General features: G+C 41.3%; 21 protein-coding genes. 10 read left to right on the top strand and 11 right to left on the bottom strand.

The window, feature by feature from the left end; genetic code table 11:
• Positions 1–17: 17 nt before the first annotated feature.
• Both panB and RS893_RS17965 read right to left on the bottom strand, forming a co-directional pair.
• Complete coding sequence (gene panB / locus RS893_RS17970; protein WP_315786340.1) at positions 18–794, bottom strand: 3-methyl-2-oxobutanoate hydroxymethyltransferase; 777 nt, start codon at positions 792–794, stop codon at positions 18–20.
• Between the two features lie 104 nt (positions 795–898).
• Positions 899–2,041 (bottom strand): ligand-binding sensor domain-containing protein, encoded by a 1,143-nt coding sequence (locus RS893_RS17965; protein WP_315786338.1) that lies wholly within the window; start codon positions 2,039–2,041, stop codon positions 899–901.
• Positions 2,042–2,698: 657 nt separating this feature from the next.
• Here RS893_RS17965 and RS893_RS17960 point away from each other — a divergent pair.
• From RS893_RS17960 to RS893_RS17950, 3 genes are all read left to right on the top strand, one after another.
• Complete coding sequence (locus RS893_RS17960) at positions 2,699–4,129, top strand: form I ribulose bisphosphate carboxylase large subunit (RefSeq protein ID WP_315786335.1); 1,431 nt, start codon at positions 2,699–2,701, stop codon at positions 4,127–4,129.
• A gap of 85 nt (positions 4,130–4,214) precedes the next feature.
• The gene (gene rcbX, locus RS893_RS17955; protein ID WP_315786332.1) at positions 4,215–4,631 is read left to right on the top strand and encodes a RuBisCO chaperone RbcX; all 417 of its coding nucleotides are present in this window, start codon (positions 4,215–4,217) and stop codon (positions 4,629–4,631) included.
• Positions 4,632–4,688: 57 nt separating this feature from the next.
• Entirely contained in the window at positions 4,689–5,024 is a 336-nt protein-coding gene (locus RS893_RS17950; protein WP_315786329.1) for a ribulose bisphosphate carboxylase small subunit, read from the top strand.
• A gap of 143 nt (positions 5,025–5,167) precedes the next feature.
• Here the strand turns inward: RS893_RS17950 and RS893_RS17945 are convergent, their stop codons facing one another.
• Complete coding sequence (locus RS893_RS17945) at positions 5,168–5,968, bottom strand: Rpn family recombination-promoting nuclease/putative transposase (protein WP_315786326.1); 801 nt, start codon at positions 5,966–5,968, stop codon at positions 5,168–5,170.
• Between the two features lie 118 nt (positions 5,969–6,086).
• On the opposite strand from RS893_RS17945, the gene RS893_RS17940 reads away from it, so the two are divergent.
• The gene (locus tag RS893_RS17940) at positions 6,087–7,346 is read left to right on the top strand and encodes a ribulose bisphosphate carboxylase small subunit (protein ID WP_315786323.1); all 1,260 of its coding nucleotides are present in this window, start codon (positions 6,087–6,089) and stop codon (positions 7,344–7,346) included.
• A 96-nt stretch (positions 7,347–7,442) separates the two neighbouring features.
• Here RS893_RS17940 and RS893_RS17935 read toward each other — a convergent pair whose 3' ends face one another.
• Both RS893_RS17935 and ruvB read right to left on the bottom strand, forming a co-directional pair.
• Positions 7,443–8,246 (bottom strand): tetratricopeptide repeat protein, encoded by an 804-nt coding sequence (locus RS893_RS17935; RefSeq protein WP_315786321.1) that lies wholly within the window; start codon positions 8,244–8,246, stop codon positions 7,443–7,445.
• 156 nt (positions 8,247–8,402) lie between these two features.
• Positions 8,403–9,506 carry a Holliday junction branch migration DNA helicase RuvB gene (gene ruvB / locus RS893_RS17930; RefSeq protein ID WP_315786318.1) on the bottom strand — a complete coding sequence of 368 codons (1,104 nt, stop codon included), beginning with the start codon at positions 9,504–9,506 and terminating at the stop codon, positions 8,403–8,405.
• Between the two features lie 154 nt (positions 9,507–9,660).
• Here ruvB and hisF point away from each other — a divergent pair, with 154 nt between their 5' ends.
• Together hisF and RS893_RS17920 are read left to right on the top strand one after the other, a co-directional pair.
• Positions 9,661–10,431 (top strand): imidazole glycerol phosphate synthase subunit HisF, encoded by a 771-nt coding sequence (hisF, locus tag RS893_RS17925; RefSeq protein ID WP_315786316.1) that lies wholly within the window; start codon positions 9,661–9,663, stop codon positions 10,429–10,431.
• A 107-nt stretch (positions 10,432–10,538) separates the two neighbouring features.
• Entirely contained in the window at positions 10,539–10,730 is a 192-nt protein-coding gene (locus RS893_RS17920) for a hypothetical protein (protein ID WP_009458276.1), read from the top strand.
• Positions 10,731–10,944: 214 nt separating this feature from the next.
• Here RS893_RS17920 and RS893_RS17915 read toward each other — a convergent pair whose 3' ends face one another.
• The 3 genes from RS893_RS17915 to RS893_RS17905 form a co-directional block, all read right to left on the bottom strand.
• Entirely contained in the window at positions 10,945–11,520 is a 576-nt protein-coding gene (locus RS893_RS17915; RefSeq protein WP_315785248.1) for an IS630 family transposase, read from the bottom strand.
• Entirely contained in the window at positions 11,511–12,017 is a 507-nt protein-coding gene (locus RS893_RS17910) for a helix-turn-helix domain-containing protein (RefSeq protein WP_315785251.1), read from the bottom strand. Before RS893_RS17910 ends, RS893_RS17915 begins: the two co-directional genes overlap by 10 nt.
• A 102-nt stretch (positions 12,018–12,119) precedes the next feature.
• Entirely contained in the window at positions 12,120–12,737 is a 618-nt protein-coding gene (locus tag RS893_RS17905; protein ID WP_315792012.1) for a transglutaminase family protein, read from the bottom strand.
• Positions 12,738–12,826: 89 nt separating this feature from the next.
• Here RS893_RS17905 and RS893_RS17900 point away from each other — a divergent pair, with 89 nt between their 5' ends.
• Positions 12,827–13,225, top strand: coding sequence for a hypothetical protein (locus tag RS893_RS17900; protein WP_315786276.1), 399 nt, complete (start codon positions 12,827–12,829; stop codon positions 13,223–13,225).
• A 163-nt stretch (positions 13,226–13,388) separates the two neighbouring features.
• On the opposite strand, the gene RS893_RS17895 is transcribed toward RS893_RS17900, so the two are convergent.
• Positions 13,389–13,826, bottom strand: coding sequence for a peroxiredoxin (locus tag RS893_RS17895; protein ID WP_315786274.1), 438 nt, complete (start codon positions 13,824–13,826; stop codon positions 13,389–13,391).
• Between the two features lie 139 nt (positions 13,827–13,965).
• Here RS893_RS17895 and RS893_RS17890 point away from each other — a divergent pair, with 139 nt between their 5' ends.
• From RS893_RS17890 to RS893_RS17880, 3 genes are all read left to right on the top strand, one after another.
• On the top strand, positions 13,966–14,370 hold the full coding sequence (locus RS893_RS17890; RefSeq protein ID WP_315786272.1) for an Npun_F0494 family protein: 405 nt from the start codon (positions 13,966–13,968) through the stop codon (positions 14,368–14,370).
• Positions 14,371–14,848: 478 nt separating this feature from the next.
• The gene (cobQ, locus tag RS893_RS17885) at positions 14,849–16,327 is read left to right on the top strand and encodes a cobyric acid synthase CobQ (RefSeq protein WP_315786268.1); all 1,479 of its coding nucleotides are present in this window, start codon (positions 14,849–14,851) and stop codon (positions 16,325–16,327) included.
• Positions 16,328–16,340: 13 nt separating this feature from the next.
• Positions 16,341–16,580, top strand: a complete 240-nt coding sequence (locus RS893_RS17880) for a 2Fe-2S iron-sulfur cluster-binding protein (protein ID WP_102152061.1) — start codon at positions 16,341–16,343, stop codon at positions 16,578–16,580.
• A 122-nt stretch (positions 16,581–16,702) separates the two neighbouring features.
• On the opposite strand, the gene RS893_RS17875 is transcribed toward RS893_RS17880, so the two are convergent.
• Together RS893_RS17875 and zds are read right to left on the bottom strand one after the other, a co-directional pair.
• A complete protein-coding gene (locus tag RS893_RS17875; RefSeq protein WP_315786266.1) occupies positions 16,703–17,149 on the bottom strand; it encodes an SRPBCC family protein in 447 nt (148 codons plus the stop codon).
• Positions 17,150–17,196: 47 nt separating this feature from the next.
• Positions 17,197–18,636, bottom strand: a complete 1,440-nt coding sequence (gene zds / locus RS893_RS17870; protein ID WP_315786263.1) for a 9,9'-di-cis-zeta-carotene desaturase — start codon at positions 18,634–18,636, stop codon at positions 17,197–17,199.
• Positions 18,637–18,827 lie beyond the last annotated feature (191 nt).

Here is an 18,827-nt window from a genome sequence, read left to right as displayed (position 1 = left end):
TAGCGGTATTAAACTTTTTATTGTTCTGGAAACTTCTGCTCTCTAACTTCAAAGCTATAATCCAGTACAGCTTTAGTTATCGTCTCACGTAAATTTGCATACGCCTTCGCAAATGGTGGCTGTTTTTCCGAAAGACCAAGTACATCAGAAGTGACTAGTACTTGCCCGTCACAATGTGACCCCGCACCAATTCCAATCGTAGGAATACTGAGTTTGTCTGTAATTTCCAATGCTAAATCACTAGGGATATGCTCTAAGACTATAGAGAACACACCTGCTTGTTCAAGAGCGATCGCTTCTTGTAAAATTCTCTGTCTGTGTGTTTGTGTCTTCCCTTGTTGGCGCAAACCAATTTGATGGACGGATTGCGGTGTTAAACCGACATGACCCATCACCGGAATACCCGCTTGCACTAGACGAGCAATAGTTTCTACCATTGCTGGATAACCGCCCTCTAGTTTAACAGCTTGCCCTCCTGCTTGTTTTAGTGCCAGTCCAGCAGAGTGCATCGCTTGCCGAATGCTTTCTTGATACGTCAAAAATGGTAAATCTACGACCATCAAAGCATGTTTCACCCCACGCCGTACAGCTTTGGCATGGTGTAGTGTTTCTTCTAAAGTGAGTGGTAGTGTTGTATCATACCCCAACACTACTGACATAGAATCGCCCACCAAGATTAAATCTATACCAGCTGCATCTAAAAGTTGGGCGATCGCATAATCCCAAGCAGTCAACGCCACAATTGGACGTCCTTGTTGTTTGTATTGAATTAATTGTCGGGTTGTGATTGCCATTTTGGTTGTTGATGATTGTTGGTTGTTGATTGTTGGTTGATGGTTGGTAGTTGTGAAACAAACGTGAAACAAACAACTATCAACTACCAACTACTAACAAAACTTCACTTCACAGCACGAGTAAAAGCAAGATGGGGTTTTGCAGTTGTCATTTTTGGCATTAGCCAAGCTAGACCTTCGCTAGTACCAATCCACAATTTATTACCAACATCAGGGGTAAGGGCAAGTACACGACTAGAAGGAAGACCAGGAACTTCATCTAGCACAGCACCAGTGTTTGGATTCAATCGTAGCAAACCATTGTTTGTACCGACCCACACACTACCATCTTTAGCAAAACGTATTGATTTGACATCATGTCCTCTTAGACGAGTAACTGATCTGAGTACAGCACCAGTTTTTGGGTTAATTACTAGCAAATTATTTGGCATCCCCGCCCAAATTAATCCATCTGGGCTAGTAGCTAAAGCTTGTACGGTCGTACCTGGTAAATTGTCAATTCGCTTCATGATCAAAGCACTAGCGGTATTAACTCTGACTACTCCATCCAGTGTTCCTACCCAGAGTTGACCTTCTACATCTAAAGTTAGGGCGTTAGCACTGACACCAGGTAATTTTTTTAACGTGGTCATAATCAATCCTTGATCGGGACTAATTAGCGATAAGCCATTATCTGTTCCTGTCCACAAATAACCCCGCTTGTCAACTAACAAAGATAAAACTCTCTTGGAAGGCAAAAATAAATTTTGGGCTGTAATTTCGTTACTACGAGGATCAACTCGCTTTAATCCTTCATAAGTTCCTACCCACAAGCGCCCGACTTTATCTTGGGCTAAAGCAGAAATCGCAACATTTGGTAAACTAACGCGAGCTAAGATTTTGCCAGTATTGGGGTCTATTCGTGATAATCCTCGCCAAGACGCTACCCAGAGATTGCCAGTATAATCTGCTTGCAATGCACTCACTCGATAATCAGTTTCTTGGACGTTTTCGATTAAATTTCGTTCATCTGGTAAGGGATCTACTCGTCCTGGTGGGGCGCTAGCTGGATAAGAGGGAGTTAATTCAGATGGATCAACATTTAGGATTTTGGGCGTGGGAGTATTATTATTTTCTGCTGGATTTGCTAGCACTACAGTATCCAAAATTGGCAGGACTACTAACCCTAGCAAGATAGAACTGATGACTAAACCACCACGTTTGCCAAACAATAGGGCGATCGCATTTTTTTTGGGAACAGTTTCCATCGCTTCACACCGAAAGGCTTAAGGATAAGTTCAGTGTTCCCCAATGGCATGAACAGTTATCAGTGATCAGTTATCAGCGATCGCTATTAGTTTGAAAAATCGCCACTGAGAGCTTGGATCTTGCTTTATATAATTGATTATGTCTTTGTGTAAAGTATCTGTAATCTAAAGTTGAAATTATTCTTTAATAAGAAATTTAAATATAAAAGTTAAAAACTTCCAAAGAATAACTTATTACATTCTTGATATATTGTGAAACAAGTTACAAATTACGTGGTGTGCAATGAAGTGTTTGGCTCACCACTCCCTTAAATAAAGAACACGTTTAGGGGAGTACGAGCAACGAATTAAGTAAACAAAAGTTTATTCCTGGGAAAAGGGAAACATAACAGCGTACAATAGTTCGTGCCTACAACGCAAGTACACTGGTGAGAAAATTTCCCCACAGTCCTTAGGGGTGAAGACTCCAGTCGAGACTTATGAGGGTTTCTATGAAGTCTTCTAAGTCAAAAAACCACTAACCTTAATCTAAAGACAACCCCAAAACAAAAGATGTTCCGAATCTTCTTTTGTGCTTGGGGGAAACAGCTAAGGTTAGCGGGAGTTGCACGCGGCGTGGTTTGTAAGTAGAAAGAGTGACTTCTTGGAAGGGAATTTATGTCTTACGCTCAAACGAAGACTCAGACTAAAGCAGGGTATCAAGCTGGGGTAAAAGATTACAGACTAACTTATTACACCCCTGATTACACACCAAAAGACACGGATATCTTAGCAGCATTCCGTGTTACACCCCAGCCAGGGGTTCCACCCGAAGAAGCTGGCGCTGCTGTGGCGGCTGAGTCTTCCACTGGTACTTGGACAACCGTGTGGACGGACTTGCTGACCGACCTAGACCGCTACAAAGGTCGTTGCTACGATATCGAACCAGTTCCAGGCGAAGACAACCAGTTCATTTGCTACGTTGCCTATCCCTTGGATCTGTTTGAAGAAGGTTCTGTAACCAATATGTTGACCTCAATTGTAGGTAACGTATTCGGTTTCAAAGCTCTACGGGCGCTGCGTCTGGAAGACTTGCGGATTCCAGTAGCTTACCTCAAGACTTTCCAAGGGCCTCCCCACGGTATCCAAGTTGAGCGTGATAAATTAAACAAATACGGTCGTCCTTTGTTGGGTTGTACTATTAAGCCCAAACTCGGTTTGTCTGCGAAGAACTACGGACGCGCTGTATACGAGTGCTTGCGCGGTGGTTTGGACTTCACCAAAGACGACGAAAATATCAACTCTCAGCCTTTCCAACGTTGGCGCGATCGCTTCTTGTTTGTAGCTGATGCAATTCACAAAGCCCAAGCAGAAACAGGCGAAATCAAAGGTCACTACCTGAACGTTACCGCCCCCACCTGCGAAGAAATGCTCAAGCGGGCAGAGTTCGCTAAAGAACTCAAGATGCCCATCATCATGCACGACTACTTAACCGCAGGTTTTACTGCTAACACCACCTTGGCTCGTTGGTGTCGTGACAATGGTCTATTGCTCCACATTCACCGGGCGATGCACGCTGTAATTGACCGTCAAAAGAACCACGGTATCCACTTCCGTGTTTTGGCTAAGACTCTGCGGATGTCTGGTGGAGACCATATTCACACTGGTACGGTGGTCGGTAAGCTGGAGGGTGAGCGCGGCATTACAATGGGCTTCGTTGACCTGCTGCGCGAAAACTATGTTGAGCAAGACAAGTCTCGCGGTATTTACTTCACCCAAGATTGGGCTTCTATGCCTGGTGTCATGGCTGTTGCCTCTGGTGGTATCCACGTATGGCACATGCCAGCATTGGTAGAAATCTTTGGTGATGATTCCGTACTGCAATTCGGTGGCGGTACTCTTGGCCACCCCTGGGGCAACGCTCCTGGTGCAACCGCTAACCGTGTGGCTTTGGAAGCTTGTATTCAAGCTCGTAACGAAGGCCGCAACTTGGCTCGCGAAGGTAACGACGTTATCCGTGAAGCTGCTAAGTGGTCTCCTGAGTTGGCTGCTGCTTGTGAACTTTGGAAAGAAATCAAGTTCGAGTTCGAGGCAATGGATACAGTCTGACGATTTTAGATTTGCGATTTTGGATTTTGGATTCATCTAAAATCCAAAACCCACAATCTAAAATTCACAGGGGCTGGGGTCAAGCATGAATATTAAACAAATTGCGAAGGACACAGCCAAGACGCTGCAAAGCTACCTGACATATCAGGCAGTGAGGACGGTGTTGGCTCAACTCAGTGAAACCAATCCTCCCTTGGCATATTGGCTGCATCGCTTTTCCGCACAAGACAAAATCCAGGATGGAGAAGCTTACATTGAAGAACTTTTCCAAGAAAAGCCGGATTTAGCATTGCGGCTCATGACAGTCAGAGAACATATAGCGGAGGAAGTCACCGAATTCTTACCGGAAATGGTTCGCGCTGGTATTCAACAAGCCAATATGGAACACCGTCGCCAGCATCTTGAGCGGATAACGCAGTTAAATCAAACAAGCCCCTGTTCTGAGTCAGAACAGCAAGCAATCTCAGATCCAAACAATGAACAGAGAACAGTTAACAGTTAACAAACTATAACTGATAACTGAATAACCAATGTCAACCGCAATAATTATCATTTAGCTATGCAAACTCTACCAAAAGAGCGTCGTTACGAAACCCTTTCTTACCTTCCTCCCCTCACCGATGCTCAAATTTCTAAGCAGATCCAGTACATTCTGAATCAAGGTTACATTCCAGCGATCGAGTTCAACGAATCCTCAGAGCCTACTGTATACTACTGGACAATGTGGAAACTGCCTTTGTTCAGCGCTAGAAGCACTCAAGAAGTATTGAGCGAAGTACAAGCTTGCCGTTCACAGTATGGCAACTGCTTCATCCGCGTTGTCGGATTTGATAACGTTAAACAGTGTCAAATTCTCAGCTTTATCGTTCACAAGCCCAATAGCGGCAGATACTAAAGCTTGTAAGCTGTGAGTAATTAATATATTCCCTCAACTAGAGAGGTAGATCACTCTACCTCTCTTATTTACTGAGAAGTTTTTAGTTATCAGTTATTTGGCATTTGGAAGCAACAATCAACAACTACCTATCAATAAAGTTTTTAAGTATTTATATTGTCACTAGAAACTTTTTCACTAGCAACCTTCCGAACTAGTTCAACTTCTATACCCAAAGCTTGAGCTATTTGGTCTACAGTTAATCCCAGTGTTAGCAACTGAGGTATTGTTTCTAACTTACCTTCTAACTTACCTTCCTGAAAAGCTTCCTGATATACCCGTGTTTGCTTTAATTCACCTATTCCCAACATTTGTTCTATCTCCTCCCGACTCAGGCGCGGAAATTTATAGACTATGATCGTTTCTATCAATTGTATGAGTTCTTGTTGAGTAACTTCATTCACTATCTGTTGTTGAGCAGAAGATATTAGCTCCCTAGCTTTTGTTGTTGCAGTGTCTTCTGGTTCTACAATTAATTTAACAGTTTCAATTCCAAGAGATGGTTCTGTTGTTAAAGTTAGTTCATTTAGATAAACACGATTTACCCGTTGAGAATTGAGTAATTCAATGTAGCGTTGTGTTTCTCCTGTATCTACACTGCTACTAGGAAATATAACTACACCGCGCCAATTATTTGTTAATTCAGTTTTATCAAGATAGTTGAAAACTTCAGTAAAGAAGCGAGAATAGAATTTTTTATCAGCTTGAAACTGAACTTCACTAAAATATATGGGTAGTTCAACAGAATAGGGAAGAAAAACGCCATCTATTCTAAATGACAGTTGTTTAACTTCAACTGATGAGAATTGATAAGCATTGGCAAGTTGAGGTGGTTGTTGGATAAGTTCAAAGAAAATGCTAGGAAAGCTTTGAAAAAGACGATAAAAAATACTATCAGTTTTCACAGATGAAGAATTTTTACAACTAACGGTGAAAAAACTTATCTATCTCTAAAGAAGAGTGACTATTTGTCACTAAAAAAATTAACATGATTTTAAGATATTCGATCTATCCCCAAGGTTTATGAGTTACTACATTTCTCCTCGTTTTCTAGACAAAGTTGCTGTTCATATCACCAAAAACTTTCTTGATCTCCCTGGTTTAAGAGTACCTTTGATTTTAGGTATTCATGGACGCAAAGGTGAAGGTAAATCCTTTCAATGTGAGTTAGTTTTTGAACAAATGGGTGTGGAAGTGACTCTCATTTCTGGTGGAGAGTTAGAAAGTCCAGATGCAGGAGATCCAGCACGTCTAATTCGTCTGCGCTATCGGGAAACCGCAGAATTAATTAAAGTGCGCGGTAAAATGTGCGTACTCATGATTAATGACTTAGATGCGGGTGCAGGACGTTTTGATGAAGGTACACAGTACACAGTGAACACTCAGTTGGTGAATGCCACACTGATGAATATTGCTGATAATCCTACTGATGTACAGTTGCCTGGTAGCTATGACGCTACACCATTACATCGTGTACCAATTATTGTCACAGGAAATGATTTTTCTACTTTGTACGCGCCATTAATTCGCGATGGTCGGATGGAAAAATTTTATTGGGAACCAGACCGGGATGACAAAATAGGAATCGTTGGCGGAATTTTTAGTGAAGACGGACTTTCGCAACGGGAAATAGAACAACTTGTTGATACTTTCTTGAATCAGTCTATCGACTTTTTTAGTGCTTTGCGATCGCGCATTTATGACGAACAAATCCGCGACTTTATTTATGATGTTGGAGTTGAACGTGTCTCTATGCGGATTGTTAACAGTTTAGAAGGCCCACCGCAATTTAGAAAACCAAATTTTAACCTATCTCATTTGATTGAGATGGGTAATTTTATGGTAAGAGAACAACAGCGTGTTCTGACTTCTCAGCTAGTCACCGAGTACAATCGTGGTCTGTATTCGCGTAATATATCCCAGCCTACTGCTACACCAATACAACCTAATCAACCTGTTAGTAATGGTGGTAACGGCTATCAAAAATCACAGCCGTCAAACACTCATCTCACCCTAGAAACTCAAGGACAAATACGCGAACTCCTAGCACAGGGTTACAAAATAGGCATTGAACACGTAGATGAACGTCGTTTCCGCACAGGTTCTTGGCAGAGTTGCGCTGTTGGTCAAATCAATGGTGAGTCTGATGCTATCTCTACTTTAGAATCTTGCCTCGCGGAATACAGTGGCGAGTATGTGCGCTTGGTAGGAGTTGACCCCAAAAATAAACGCCGGGTCATGGAAACAATTATTCAGCGTCCAAATGGGAAAGTAGGTGGTTAGTGGTTAGTAGTTAGTAGTTAGTGGTTATTGACTACTTACTCGACCCTTACCTTAAGCCGCGCAAAGCGCGTCTACACACCCCTTACACTCTCCCCATCACTGGAGTTTCAAAAACTTATCCAAAGCAGCCACCATACTCGGGGGCCAGCGACGGATATTTTTTACCCAGTTGATATCCTTGTAGCGAGGATCCAGTCCGTAGGCTGCTACCCAGTTACTTTCAGCTTCACCTTTTTGTCCGTTTACCCAAAGTGCGGCTGTGAGTGCAGCACGTATATCAGCAAAATTTGGGTATTTACGGACTATATTTTTCATTTCTCGGATGGCTTGGTCTATTTGACCAGTTTCATACAAAACTAAGGCATAGTTACCACGGGCAATGACTAAATTTGGGGCGATCGTCATTGCTTTTTGGTAATCTGCTATGGCTTGTTGCCATTCACCCAAACCTGCTTTGGCAGTACCACGATTGTTGTAAGCCATCGCATCGTTGGGATTGACTTCTAAGACATGATTATAGTCTGCGATCGCTTCTTCCCATCTTCCCAAACCCTCCAGCGCTGTACCACGATTTAAATAAGGATCTGTAACATCAGGGGCAAGTTCTATAGCTTTATTAAAATCTGCTAGTGCCTGTGGCAATTTGTTCTGACTCACCCTAGAGTTTCCCCGATTACTCCAAATCGCTGCATTATCTGGAAACCTTTCAATAATTTCTGTCCAGTACTGTTCAGCCTTAGCAAAATTTCCTTTGCTTGTCGCGGCAAAAGCTGATTTTGCCAAATTATCCCATTTTTGTATTTCTTCTGGCGTGAAGTTTGATGTTTGGGGTTGGGCGATGACTGCTTGACTCCAGCCAAACAACAGTAGCAGACTCAACAGAATTACAAATAATCTCATTATTGGGGATTGGGGATTGGGAGGAGACAGGGGGGAGGGGAGACAGGGGAAACAGGGGAGAGGGGGGAGAGGGGGAGATAGGGGGAAATCTATTAGAAATATTCTTCCTTGTCCTCCATGTCTTCCGTGTCTTCCGTGTCCCTGCTTCTCATTCCTTTATAACAACGATAACTGTTCATTCGGTGGCTTAAAGCCCATATGCTTATAAGCTGCTGTTGTCGCTACTCTACCACGGGGTGTCCGACTTAAATAGCCAATTTGCATCAAATAAGGTTCATAAACTTCTTCTATGGTTTGCGTATCTTCACCTGTTGCGGCGGCGATTGTTTCTAATCCTACTGGCCCACCGTTGAATTGTTCAATAATTACAGTCAACATCCGGCGATCTGTCCAATCTAAGCCGCAAGGATCTACTTGAAATAATTTTAATGCTTCAGCTGCAACGTTTTCGCAAACTTGAGAAAAAGATTTTACTTCCGCATAATCACGGACTCGCTTGAGTAGTCTATTCGCTATCCGTGGTGTGCCTCGCGATCGCCTAGCAATTTCTTTAGCACCATCTTTAGTAACAACGGTATTAAGTAACTCTGCACTGCGCTGCACAATCAAGCTTAGTTCTTCTACCTCATAAAATCTCAATTTTTGCACTAAGCCAAAGCGATCGCGTAGCGGGGAAGTCAGCGCGCCTACACGGGTTGTTGCCCCCACTAAAGTAAATTTTGCTAATGGTATACTACGAGTCCGAGCGCCTGAACCTTTGCCAATCGTAATATCTAGTCTGTAATCCTCCATCGCAGGGTATAAAATTTCCTCAGTCATCCGTGATAGACGATGAATTTCATCGATAAATAGAACATCCCCTGGCTTTAGGTTCACTAGTAGCCCAACAATATCTCTAGGGCGTTCTAGAGCTGGGGCGCTAGTAATTTTATAGTTTACCCCCATCTCAGCTGCTAAAATCATTGCCATTGTGGTCTTACCCAAACCAGGAGGCCCGTACAATAGCAAGTGATCTAGCACTTCTCCTCTAGACTTAGCTGCTTTAATAGCTATTTCCAGTACATCTTTTAAATCTTTTTGACCAATATAATCGGCAAACCGTTGCGGTCGAATACTTTCTTCCTGTTTACCTTGTTCATCAATTGCAGCTTCGGGTTGCAAAATATTCTCTTCTAGAGACGTTTTTACCGACTCCCGGCGTTGTTTTGGTTGCTTATCGCCTGATTCGTGAGGCTGTTTTTTCGAGGAGATAATCGCCATATTTCAGCTATTAACTTTTACCTTTACACTAATTGAGGGCAAGTGATAGTGGCACCGATGCGTATAAATACGGAGGAAAATTTTTTTTGGATCAATACGCTTGCCAATTTAAAATTTAAATTCCGGGGAACTACTTAGGAGTACAAAGATTGTCATGCTAGCTAAGAGAATCTTACCGTGCTTGGATGTGAATGCGGGACGAGTTGTAAAAGGAGTTAACTTTGTTAACCTGCAAGATGCAGGCAATCCTGTAGAACTAGCAAAGGTTTACAACGAAGCTGGAGCAGATGAAGTAGTGTTTCTGGATATTACGGCTACTCATGAAGACCGTAATACTATTATTGACGTCGTTTACCGTACTGCTGAACAAGTTTTTATTCCTTTGACTGTTGGTGGTGGTATTCAATCCTTAGAAAATGTTAAAAATCTGTTACGAGCTGGAGCGGATAAGGTTAGTATTAATTCTGCGGCGGTACGCGATCCAGATTTTATTAATCGGGCTAGTGATCGCTTTGGTAATCAATGCATAGTTGTTGCCATTGATGCTAGACGCAGGAAAGATCCTCACAATCCAGGTTGGGATGTGTATGTGCGAGGTGGACGGGAAAATACAGGCATCGATGCCCTCAAGTGGGCGCAAGAAGTAGAAAAACGAGGTGCAGGAGAACTATTAGTGACTAGTATGGATGCCGACGGTACCAAGGCAGGCTATGACCTCGAATTAACAAAAGTGATCGCCGAAACTGTACAAATTCCAGTCATTGCTTCTGGTGGTGCAGGTAATTGTCAACATATCTATGAAGCACTAACAGAAGGTAAAGCCGAAGCCGCCTTGCTAGCTTCACTATTGCATTACGGGGAATTAACTGTGGAGGAAATTAAAAATTATTTGCGCGCTCATAAATTACCAGTACGATTGTACTAGAAATTTTAGCATAGCTTTTGTCTGAAGATAGACTGATCCAGTACTCATCACACTTCCTGAAAAGGATGTTAAACTTGGTAAAGAAGCATTAAAAAATATTAATAAATATGTTGATTCCTATATTAGTATTTGATGTGGCGCTGGTAGCCTGGTCGCTACATTTGATGGAAAGAGCTTACGAAAGTAAGGAATTCTCTTTGATGTTAGCTGGTTTACTAGTTGCATTGGCCGCAGCTGCAATGATGGTAGTTTACTTTTTGATGGGTCATTGTATGAGCTATTTGCTGCATGTTTCTTAATAAGTTAAAGATACTTATTTAGGTAATAAGCCAAAACAATAATAGCTTTGTGGCATTATTCATTAACAATGCTTTTAATTGCCAGCAAATAGAAAATTAAAGTACTAATATTACATTAGGTTATATGTGAACTAAGAGTAACAAGTTCATAAAGCTTCTATAAGCTAAAGTATTAAATAAAGCTATCTACAATATTTATATATCTTATACCAATTCAAAAAATGTTTGCGACAGATAAGGCATTGAGGATGAAGTCATAACCAGTCAAAGAAGCAGCAATTTGAGGAGTGAGGAGAGCTAGGAGTTGAGCAACCTTGGTTTGCAGATGCTCCAGGTGATCAAATAGCTCCCATTTCAAGTCTTGCTTGAGATATTCCCAAACGCGCTCTATGGGATTCAGTTCAGGAGAATGAGCAGGCTGGAACAAAAGAACAATATTCTCTGGAATTTGTAAACGTTTAGCTTTATGAAATAAGCCGTTATCAACTTGGAGAATGTTAAGTGATTTGGGATAACAGGCAGCGAACTCGTTCAAAAATTGTTGGTAGCATTCGGTATCAACATGAGAAAACTGCCAAAATAAACTTTCCCCAGTAAGTGGTTCAACTGCTCCATATAGCCAGAACGCTTTAAATTGCCACTGCCAATCACCAATAGGCTTAACTCCGGGAAGAGTAATTTTACGTCCTTCAATGGTTTTGAGTCCAAATCGACTCTCATCTTGTACAAAATAACGAATATTTTCGTACTGGGGCAAGATAATGGCACTGTATTGAGCAATTAATTGCAAGTCATCACCGAGTTTTTTTTAAAAGACTCTAGTTTTTCTTCGTCCTGTTTTCGGTTACGCGGACGTGGGACTTTCAGCTTGGCTTTGAGCCTGTAACGTGCCAGATGATGTACAGTTGCGTACTCAGCTTGCACACCCAAGGTTTTTTCTAACCAATGTTGTATTTGTGTGTACCGTTGAAACCCACCTTCTGGTTGTTCGAGTTGTTTTTTCAAACTCGATACAGCCCAATCTGGTATTGCTCTTTTTCGACCTGAACTCGTTCCAAATTCAACAACCGCCTCAATTCCTCCTTCTCGATAATCTGCCAACCATCGATGTACTGTAGCTCGATGTTTTCCCAAGATTTTAGCAATCTCACTTACACTCATTTCTTGCCCTTTAATCAGATATAGGGCTTGTATACGTTCTTTGCTCCGAGACTGTTTTTGATGTCTGAGCAACTTCTCTAGTTCCTCGACACTATCAACTATCTCGATCTGTGTTACCCCTACCATCACATACCCTGAATGCTACTTCTGTCTATTTTTACCATCTGTCGCATTCTTTTTTCAAATTGGTATTATTTATAAGAACTTCTTAGAGGACTAATTATATATTTAATTGGTAGTAATTCTCAAAACTAGACCATATTTTTCTAAAGCTGTTAAGGAAACATCCGGCAGATGATGTAGCATGTCGTTCCATGTGGTGGAGGATTGTAGCGCCTCCACAACAACTGACAGAGGTTCACAGAAAATATTTTCAAAATCTGCTTCACCTAGAAGTTTATTTTGATAGGCTAATTGTTCTTGTGGAGGGGTAAATTGAGCATTAATATCTTGACGATTTCCCCTAGCGTCAACACGATACCAACCTATTTCTGGTAAGTACACAGCATTAAAACCATGCAAACTATAGGGTTCCCCATTGTCATGAATACTTAATCTCTGATAGCACAACCCTGCTGGAATACCATTTGCTCTTAGTAACGCTGCTAGTAGGTGGCTTTTAGCATAACAATAGCCTGTTTTGTATCTGAGTACATCTGAAGCTTTACAAGTTACAGGATTCATTTGATAGTCGCAACTGTGATAAATTTCATTCCGTACCCATTCAAAACAAGCTTTAGCGATCGCTTCTGGTGTTTGATGCCTTGATGCAATCTTTTGCGCTAATTCCAGAACTGTAGGATACTGCCAGTCAATAATTTCACTGACTTGTAAATATTCTTTTATGCTCATATAGTAATTATTCAACAAACAAATTCTTAGTTATTTAAAATAGAAACATTATTAACTTGAAATTATGTGTGGGGTAAATCTGCATGAAAATCTCGTTTCTGCCGCTCAAACTTATCGCTGTAACTACTTTAGCAGGAATAGGCTTCGCTTCCCTGCTAATGGCAAAACCTAGCCTTGCTGAACCTAGCGAGATACCGAATTTGCCAAATTACGATCCGCAGAACAACACAGACGACCCATACAACAATAACAATAATCCTTTTTCTAACACCAACACAAATGATGGCTTTGGTGTGTTCAACTTGATCCATCGTGCCAATTTAAGTGTGCCGAATTTGGATATCAATGCCCAAAACCAACAACTTGATGAAGCAACAGAAGCTTTTAAAACTAGACAACGAGCATTGACACAACAAAATCAACAGCTAACACCTAGTTTGCAGATCATTACTCCAGGTGTGAATACTACTCCAAATCGGTAACGTTATTTGTTGCATTGAAGGCAAGTCAAACAATTTTGGATTTTAAATTTGCGATTTTGCGAAAAATAATCTCAAATCCAAAATCCAAAATCTCAAATTGTCACAGTCAAGAGTCAATAGTTTGAATTATTGACTCTTTAACTGTTGATTTTGCTCAGGTTGATTACAATCCCAAGGTAGCTAAAATATCACCAGCATGGGTAGAGGTGTTGACACTAGAGTCAACATGAATAATTTTGCCATTGCCATCAATTACGTAGGTAACACGCTTAGCATAACCGCCACCATCGACATCGTAGGCTTTAATTAATTCACCGTTGGTGTCAGCTAGTAGTGGAAAGTTGAGATTATATTTTTGGGTGAATGCTTGGTGCGAAGCCTCATCATCTGCACTTACCCCCAGCACCACAATATCTTTACTTGTGTATTGCTCCTTAGCATCACGGAAACTACAAGCTTGCTTTGTGCAACCTGGAGTGTCGTCTTTAGGGTAAAAATACAGAACTACTGTTTTACCTTGGAAATCAGATAAAGAAACAGTGTTACCGTTAGTATCTTTAACGGTAAACGCAGGTGCATCTGTCCCAACTGCTAGAGGCATAATTTACCTTCCTAAATTTGAAATTATTGATGCACTTGAAATTTTACAATAATTTACAATACTTACAGGTAAATAAAAAAGACATCAGTTAACTGATAACTGTTAACTGATAACTGATAACTGTTAACTGAAAACCAAAATGCCTATTGTTAATGCTCAGAATCAGAAAACCCTGACATATCCATCTCAGACCATAGAAAGAGCCAAGCGATCGCTACTTTGTTCTCCTTTTAATTTTGATTTATTTGTAGCGATGCTTTCAGGGCGGGTAGCCATGAGTGAAATTATTGGTAATTCTGGTGTTAATAAAGGCTACACCAAAGCTGCTTTGCCTGAATTAAGAGCAGACAACTCTTTGGTATGGTTGATCAAAGTAGGTGTACTGCGACGCGAAGTTGATGGTCAAGGAATTACAGATAGTTTTCGCCTCACACCCCTTGGGCGTCAGATAGTAGAACAATTGCAGCGCCAAGCTTTGCCGACTGTAACATGGCGCGATCGCTTTTTAGATATTGTAGCTCGTTGGTTCAGACTGCCGTTTTAAAATTTGTTGTTGGTTAGTTGTTAGTTGTTGGTAGTAGTTATTAGTTATAAGACTTACGCAAAAATTGCCAACAAGCTTGATTTATTGTAGACGCGCAGCTGCTTCCCGCAGGGTACCGCCAATACGCCAAGAATACCAAGGATTCGTGGAGGGTGCTTAAGTCATAATTTAGTGATTGCCACTAACTACTATCTACTAACTAATTTTGCACTAAAAAGTTAAGAGTCGCCTGGAAGCGGGAACAATATATACGGAAGTCTCAACTGCATTTATGAAGTCTTTACTATGGCTTTGTGACTTGATGTGAGATGTTGCGTAAGATCGTTGTTTGTCTCTAGTTACTTATCATTTGTCCAATGCTAATGATAAGCGAGTAATGATCAATGACTATTTAACGAGTAATCTGACCACTCAAACAGCATTGCCATATTACACTTCATGCTTTTAATATCATACCGGATTAGAAAAACAGTTGAATATGAAAGCAATTATGGTGGTGGGAACAACATCCCACGCGGGGAAATCACTGTTGACGGCGGCTATTTGTCGCATTTTGTCGCGGCGTGGCTGGCGGGTGGCCCCTTTTAAAGGTCAGAATATGGCTTTAAATGCTTATGTCACGGCTAATGGTGGAGAAATTGGTTATGCCCAAGCAGTACAAGCCTGGGCTGCGGGAGTTGTACCCTGGGTAGAAATGAACCCGATTTTACTTAAACCCCAAGGTGATATGACTTCCCAAGTAATTATTAAGGGTAAAGCTATAGGAAAAGTTAGCGCTGCGGATTACTACGAGCAATATTTTGAATTAGGATGGCGCTCAATCGAAGAGTCTTTACAGCATTTGTCAACAGAATTTGATTTGCTGATTTGTGAAGGTGCTGGTAGTCCGGCAGAAATTAACCTCAAGCACCGTGATTTAACTAATATGCGAGTGGCAAAACATTTGAATGCCTCGACTTTACTGGTAGTTGATATTGATCGAGGTGGTGCTTTTGCACATGTAGTTGGAACTTTGGAATTACTCGAACCAGAAGAACGGGCTTTGATTCGGGGTGTAGTCATTAACAAGTTTCGGGGACAGCGATCGCTACTGGAACCTGGTATTAAATGGTTAGAAGAACGCACAGGTATTCCGGTGCTTGGTGTAATTCCATACTTAGAAACTGTATTCCCAGCGGAGGATTCTTTAGACTTATTTGAACGCAAATCGCATAAATCCGGTACAGATCTCAATATTAGTGTGATTCGCTTACCAAGAATATCTAATTTTACCGATTTTGATCCATTGGAATCAGAATCAACAGTCATGATAAAATACTTAAGCCCTAAGCAAGAATTAGGACACCCAGATGCCGTAATTCTCCCAGGTACTAAAACATCAATTGCTGACTTGCTGTTACTCCAAAGAACTGGTATGGCAGAGGCAATTCAAAATTATGCAGCAGCAGGTGGTACAGTTTTAGGTATCTGCGGTGGTTTTCAAATCCTTGGTCAAATGATTGCCGATCCTGAAGGTATAGAAGGACAAGCAGGTAGATTTCAAGGCTTAGGACTATTACCCATCAAAACAGTCATAACGGGACAAAAAATTGCCCGCCAACGTCAAGTGACTTCTAATCATCCCCAAATGGGTTTACCTGTGACTGGATTTGAAATTCATCAAGGGCGATCGCGCATCGAAACCCAAGGAATAGATTCCCAATCCTACTATCCTCTATTTGACGACCCGAACTTAGGATTAGTGGATAGTTGTCAATCAGTTTGGGGTACTTATCTCCACGGTATATTTGACAATGGGCCTTGGCGTCGTGCTTGGTTAAATCGTCTACGTCAACAACGAGGTTTGAAATCTCTGCCTACAGGTGTTGCTAACTATCGAGATCAGCGCGAAAATCTTTTAGATTCTCTTGCCACAGAAATTGAACAGCACTTAGATTTGACTCCTTTATTGTCGTAGTAAGCTCAAAATGATGACTGTGCGTGTCCATTTCTTACCAGATGATGTTACAGTTGACGCCCAAGTGGGAGAACCTCTGCTGGATGTTGCTGATCGAGCAGAGGTAATTATTCCCACTGGTTGTCTGATGGGTACTTGTCACGCTTGTACAGTGGAACTAGAAGATGGAGAAATCATTCGTGCTTGTATTAGCGCAGTTCCAGACGGATGTGAAGAATTAACGATAAACTTGTTTAGCGATCCAACGTGGTAAAAAAGTATGAAGAATTAAGTATGAAGGATGAAGAATTAAGTATGAAGGATGAAGGATTTTTTTATCTTTAATTTTTAACTCTTCATCTCATAGTTTAATATTCACCCTTTATCCTTCATCTTTCACCCTTCAGCCTTTTTTTGTAAGGCGTATTGCTTAAATCGCTCTAAATCCGCGTGTAAAGTTGATTCTACTATTCGTCCTAAAAATAGATTATCCATGATTTTGCCCAGGATACCGGGGATAGCATAGGCAACAGTAAGTTTAACGATACTACTGGTATGGCGATCATAAAAACGAATAGCTCCCCGATTCGGTAAACCATCAATAGATTCCCATTGGATGATTTGATGAGGAATTACTTTGAGAATTCGGGATTTCCAGGTAAATTCAAAACCACCAGATTTCAATTTCCACAATGAGATATCGGGATTATCTTCAGGAACTGTCACCGAATCTATCCACTTCATCCACCGGGGCATTTGCTCCAAATTAGACCAAAGACTCCATACTAAATCTATAGGAGCCTCTACTTCCATCTGCACTGTATGTTCTAACCAATCAGACATTAGATTTTGGATTTAAGATTTTGGATTTGAGATTTTGGATCAGCAAACTATTTTTTCACAGTTTCCAAAATAGCTTTTGCGGCAAGCATTCCTGAAATCGTTGCTCCTTCCATGCTATCGATGTAATCCTGCTGTGTATAACTGCCTGCGAGGAAGAAATTAGCCACAGGGGTTTTTTGACGAGGACGATAAATATCCATCCCTGGTGCTTCTCTGTACAAAGACTGAGCTAGCTTAACTACACTGTACCAAGTCATATTTAATTCCCTTGATGATGGAAACAACTCGTGTACTTGTGCTAAAACGTGCTGAGCAATTTCTTCATTGCTTTTTTTAATAAAAGGATCTCCTGGTGTCAACACTAACTGCAACAAAGATCCTTGCCCTTGCCGATAATAATCGGCAGGGCTAGTCAAAGCCAAATCAGCAAAACAAGAAAAATCGGCATCAGCGGTATATAGCAAATTATCAATCCCTGCTGCGTGATTTAGCTGTTTGCGTGCCTCTGTATCTTGCAGTTCTGTTACCCAACCATCAAATCGTAGCTGCACCGTCGCCACAGGAACCGCATCTAAGTTGTAAATATTGTCAAATTCTGTCCACTTACGCCATTGTTGAGGCAAGAGGCGCTGAATTCCTGGCAGATCACAGGCTGCGACATAAGCATCAGCAGTAATGTTTTCTTCTGTATCACCATTAGCAATTACCAAACCAGTGACACGGATTCGTTCTTCTTTCTCAGCAAATTGAACTTCTCGTACTCTCCGACGAGTATAAATTTTTGTTCCTCTCGCCTCTAGATACTCCAAAATCGGTTTATGCAAGTATTCATAGGGCGAACCCTTAAGCATCCGCAGTTTTGATGCTTCTGTTCTTACAGCAAATAACTGAAAAATTGTCAACATACAACGGGCGGATATGTTTTCACAATCAATAAAACCCAAAGCATAGGCAATAGGATTCCACATCCGCTTAATACTGCCATCACTACCACCGTGGCTACGGAACCATTCAGCAAAGCTAACTTTGTCTAAGTTACGAATATTCTGCATCGCACCGTCAAAGTCTACCAAACCCCTGACAACTGGACTTGTAGAAAGTGCTACAGCATTTTGCAACTTATCTAGCCATGAGAGTTGAGAGGTAGTAAAAAAGGCCTTTAAACCATTGAAAGGCGCACCCATAAAGAAACGAAAATCAAGCGCACCAATCTGTCCTCCCTTATTGATAAAGGTATGAATATGTTCTTTAGGAAGCAGGTTTTCAAAGGCTCCCATCTTCTTCATCAATTTCAACAACTGATTGTAGTTGCCAAAGAAGACATGCAATCCCATTTCAATATGGTTGTCATCTTCATCTACCCAGCTGCTAACTTTTCCACCAACAAACGGACGGGACTCAAAAATCTGGACTTCACAGCCAGCATCAGCTAAATCTACAGCGGTTGCTAGCCCAGCCAGTCCCGCACCAATGATTGCAACGCGCATTCCGTCCTTCCTTTTCAATTTATTTACAAATTGTAACTGGGTTGGTGTCGGAATTTGCTACTTGTATTCCATCCACAGTCTAAGGATTCAAAACACCCAGACAAATCCCAAAAAGAGTCAAATAAAGTAAAAAGTAGAAAGCAAAAACAAATTTTTCCTTTCTTTTTTATTTCTTTTTCTTTGTACTCTTA

It is taken from the genome of Fischerella sp. JS2 (assembly GCF_032393985.1).
In the GTDB taxonomy this organism is placed as follows: Bacteria; Cyanobacteriota; Cyanobacteriia; order Cyanobacteriales; family Nostocaceae; genus Fischerella.
This window is presented reverse-complemented; position numbering and strand designations above follow the sequence as displayed.

Excerpts from the sequence above, each read along its gene's own strand:
- panB (WP_315786340.1), bottom strand. The coding sequence starts at position 794 with ATGGCAATCACAACCCGACAATTAATTCAATACAAACAACAAGGACGT.
- RS893_RS17965 (WP_315786338.1), bottom strand. The coding sequence starts at position 2,041 with ATGGAAACTGTTCCCAAAAAAAATGCGATCGCCCTATTGTTTGGCAAA.
- RS893_RS17960 (WP_315786335.1), top strand. The coding sequence starts at position 2,699 with ATGTCTTACGCTCAAACGAAGACTCAGACTAAAGCAGGGTATCAAGCT.
- rcbX (WP_315786332.1), top strand. The coding sequence starts at position 4,215 with ATGAATATTAAACAAATTGCGAAGGACACAGCCAAGACGCTGCAAAGC.
- RS893_RS17950 (WP_315786329.1), top strand. The coding sequence starts at position 4,689 with ATGCAAACTCTACCAAAAGAGCGTCGTTACGAAACCCTTTCTTACCTT.
- RS893_RS17940 (WP_315786323.1), top strand. The coding sequence starts at position 6,087 with ATGAGTTACTACATTTCTCCTCGTTTTCTAGACAAAGTTGCTGTTCAT.
- RS893_RS17935 (WP_315786321.1), bottom strand. The coding sequence starts at position 8,246 with ATGAGATTATTTGTAATTCTGTTGAGTCTGCTACTGTTGTTTGGCTGG.
- ruvB (WP_315786318.1), bottom strand. The coding sequence starts at position 9,506 with ATGGCGATTATCTCCTCGAAAAAACAGCCTCACGAATCAGGCGATAAG.
- hisF (WP_315786316.1), top strand. The coding sequence starts at position 9,661 with ATGCTAGCTAAGAGAATCTTACCGTGCTTGGATGTGAATGCGGGACGA.
- RS893_RS17920 (WP_009458276.1), top strand. The coding sequence starts at position 10,539 with ATGTTGATTCCTATATTAGTATTTGATGTGGCGCTGGTAGCCTGGTCG.
- RS893_RS17910 (WP_315785251.1), bottom strand. The coding sequence starts at position 12,017 with ATGGTAGGGGTAACACAGATCGAGATAGTTGATAGTGTCGAGGAACTA.
- RS893_RS17900 (WP_315786276.1), top strand. The coding sequence starts at position 12,827 with ATGAAAATCTCGTTTCTGCCGCTCAAACTTATCGCTGTAACTACTTTA.
- RS893_RS17895 (WP_315786274.1), bottom strand. The coding sequence starts at position 13,826 with ATGCCTCTAGCAGTTGGGACAGATGCACCTGCGTTTACCGTTAAAGAT.
- RS893_RS17890 (WP_315786272.1), top strand. The coding sequence starts at position 13,966 with ATGCCTATTGTTAATGCTCAGAATCAGAAAACCCTGACATATCCATCT.
- cobQ (WP_315786268.1), top strand. The coding sequence starts at position 14,849 with ATGAAAGCAATTATGGTGGTGGGAACAACATCCCACGCGGGGAAATCA.
- RS893_RS17880 (WP_102152061.1), top strand. The coding sequence starts at position 16,341 with ATGACTGTGCGTGTCCATTTCTTACCAGATGATGTTACAGTTGACGCC.
- RS893_RS17875 (WP_315786266.1), bottom strand. The coding sequence starts at position 17,149 with ATGTCTGATTGGTTAGAACATACAGTGCAGATGGAAGTAGAGGCTCCT.
- zds (WP_315786263.1), bottom strand. The coding sequence starts at position 18,636 with ATGCGCGTTGCAATCATTGGTGCGGGACTGGCTGGGCTAGCAACCGCT.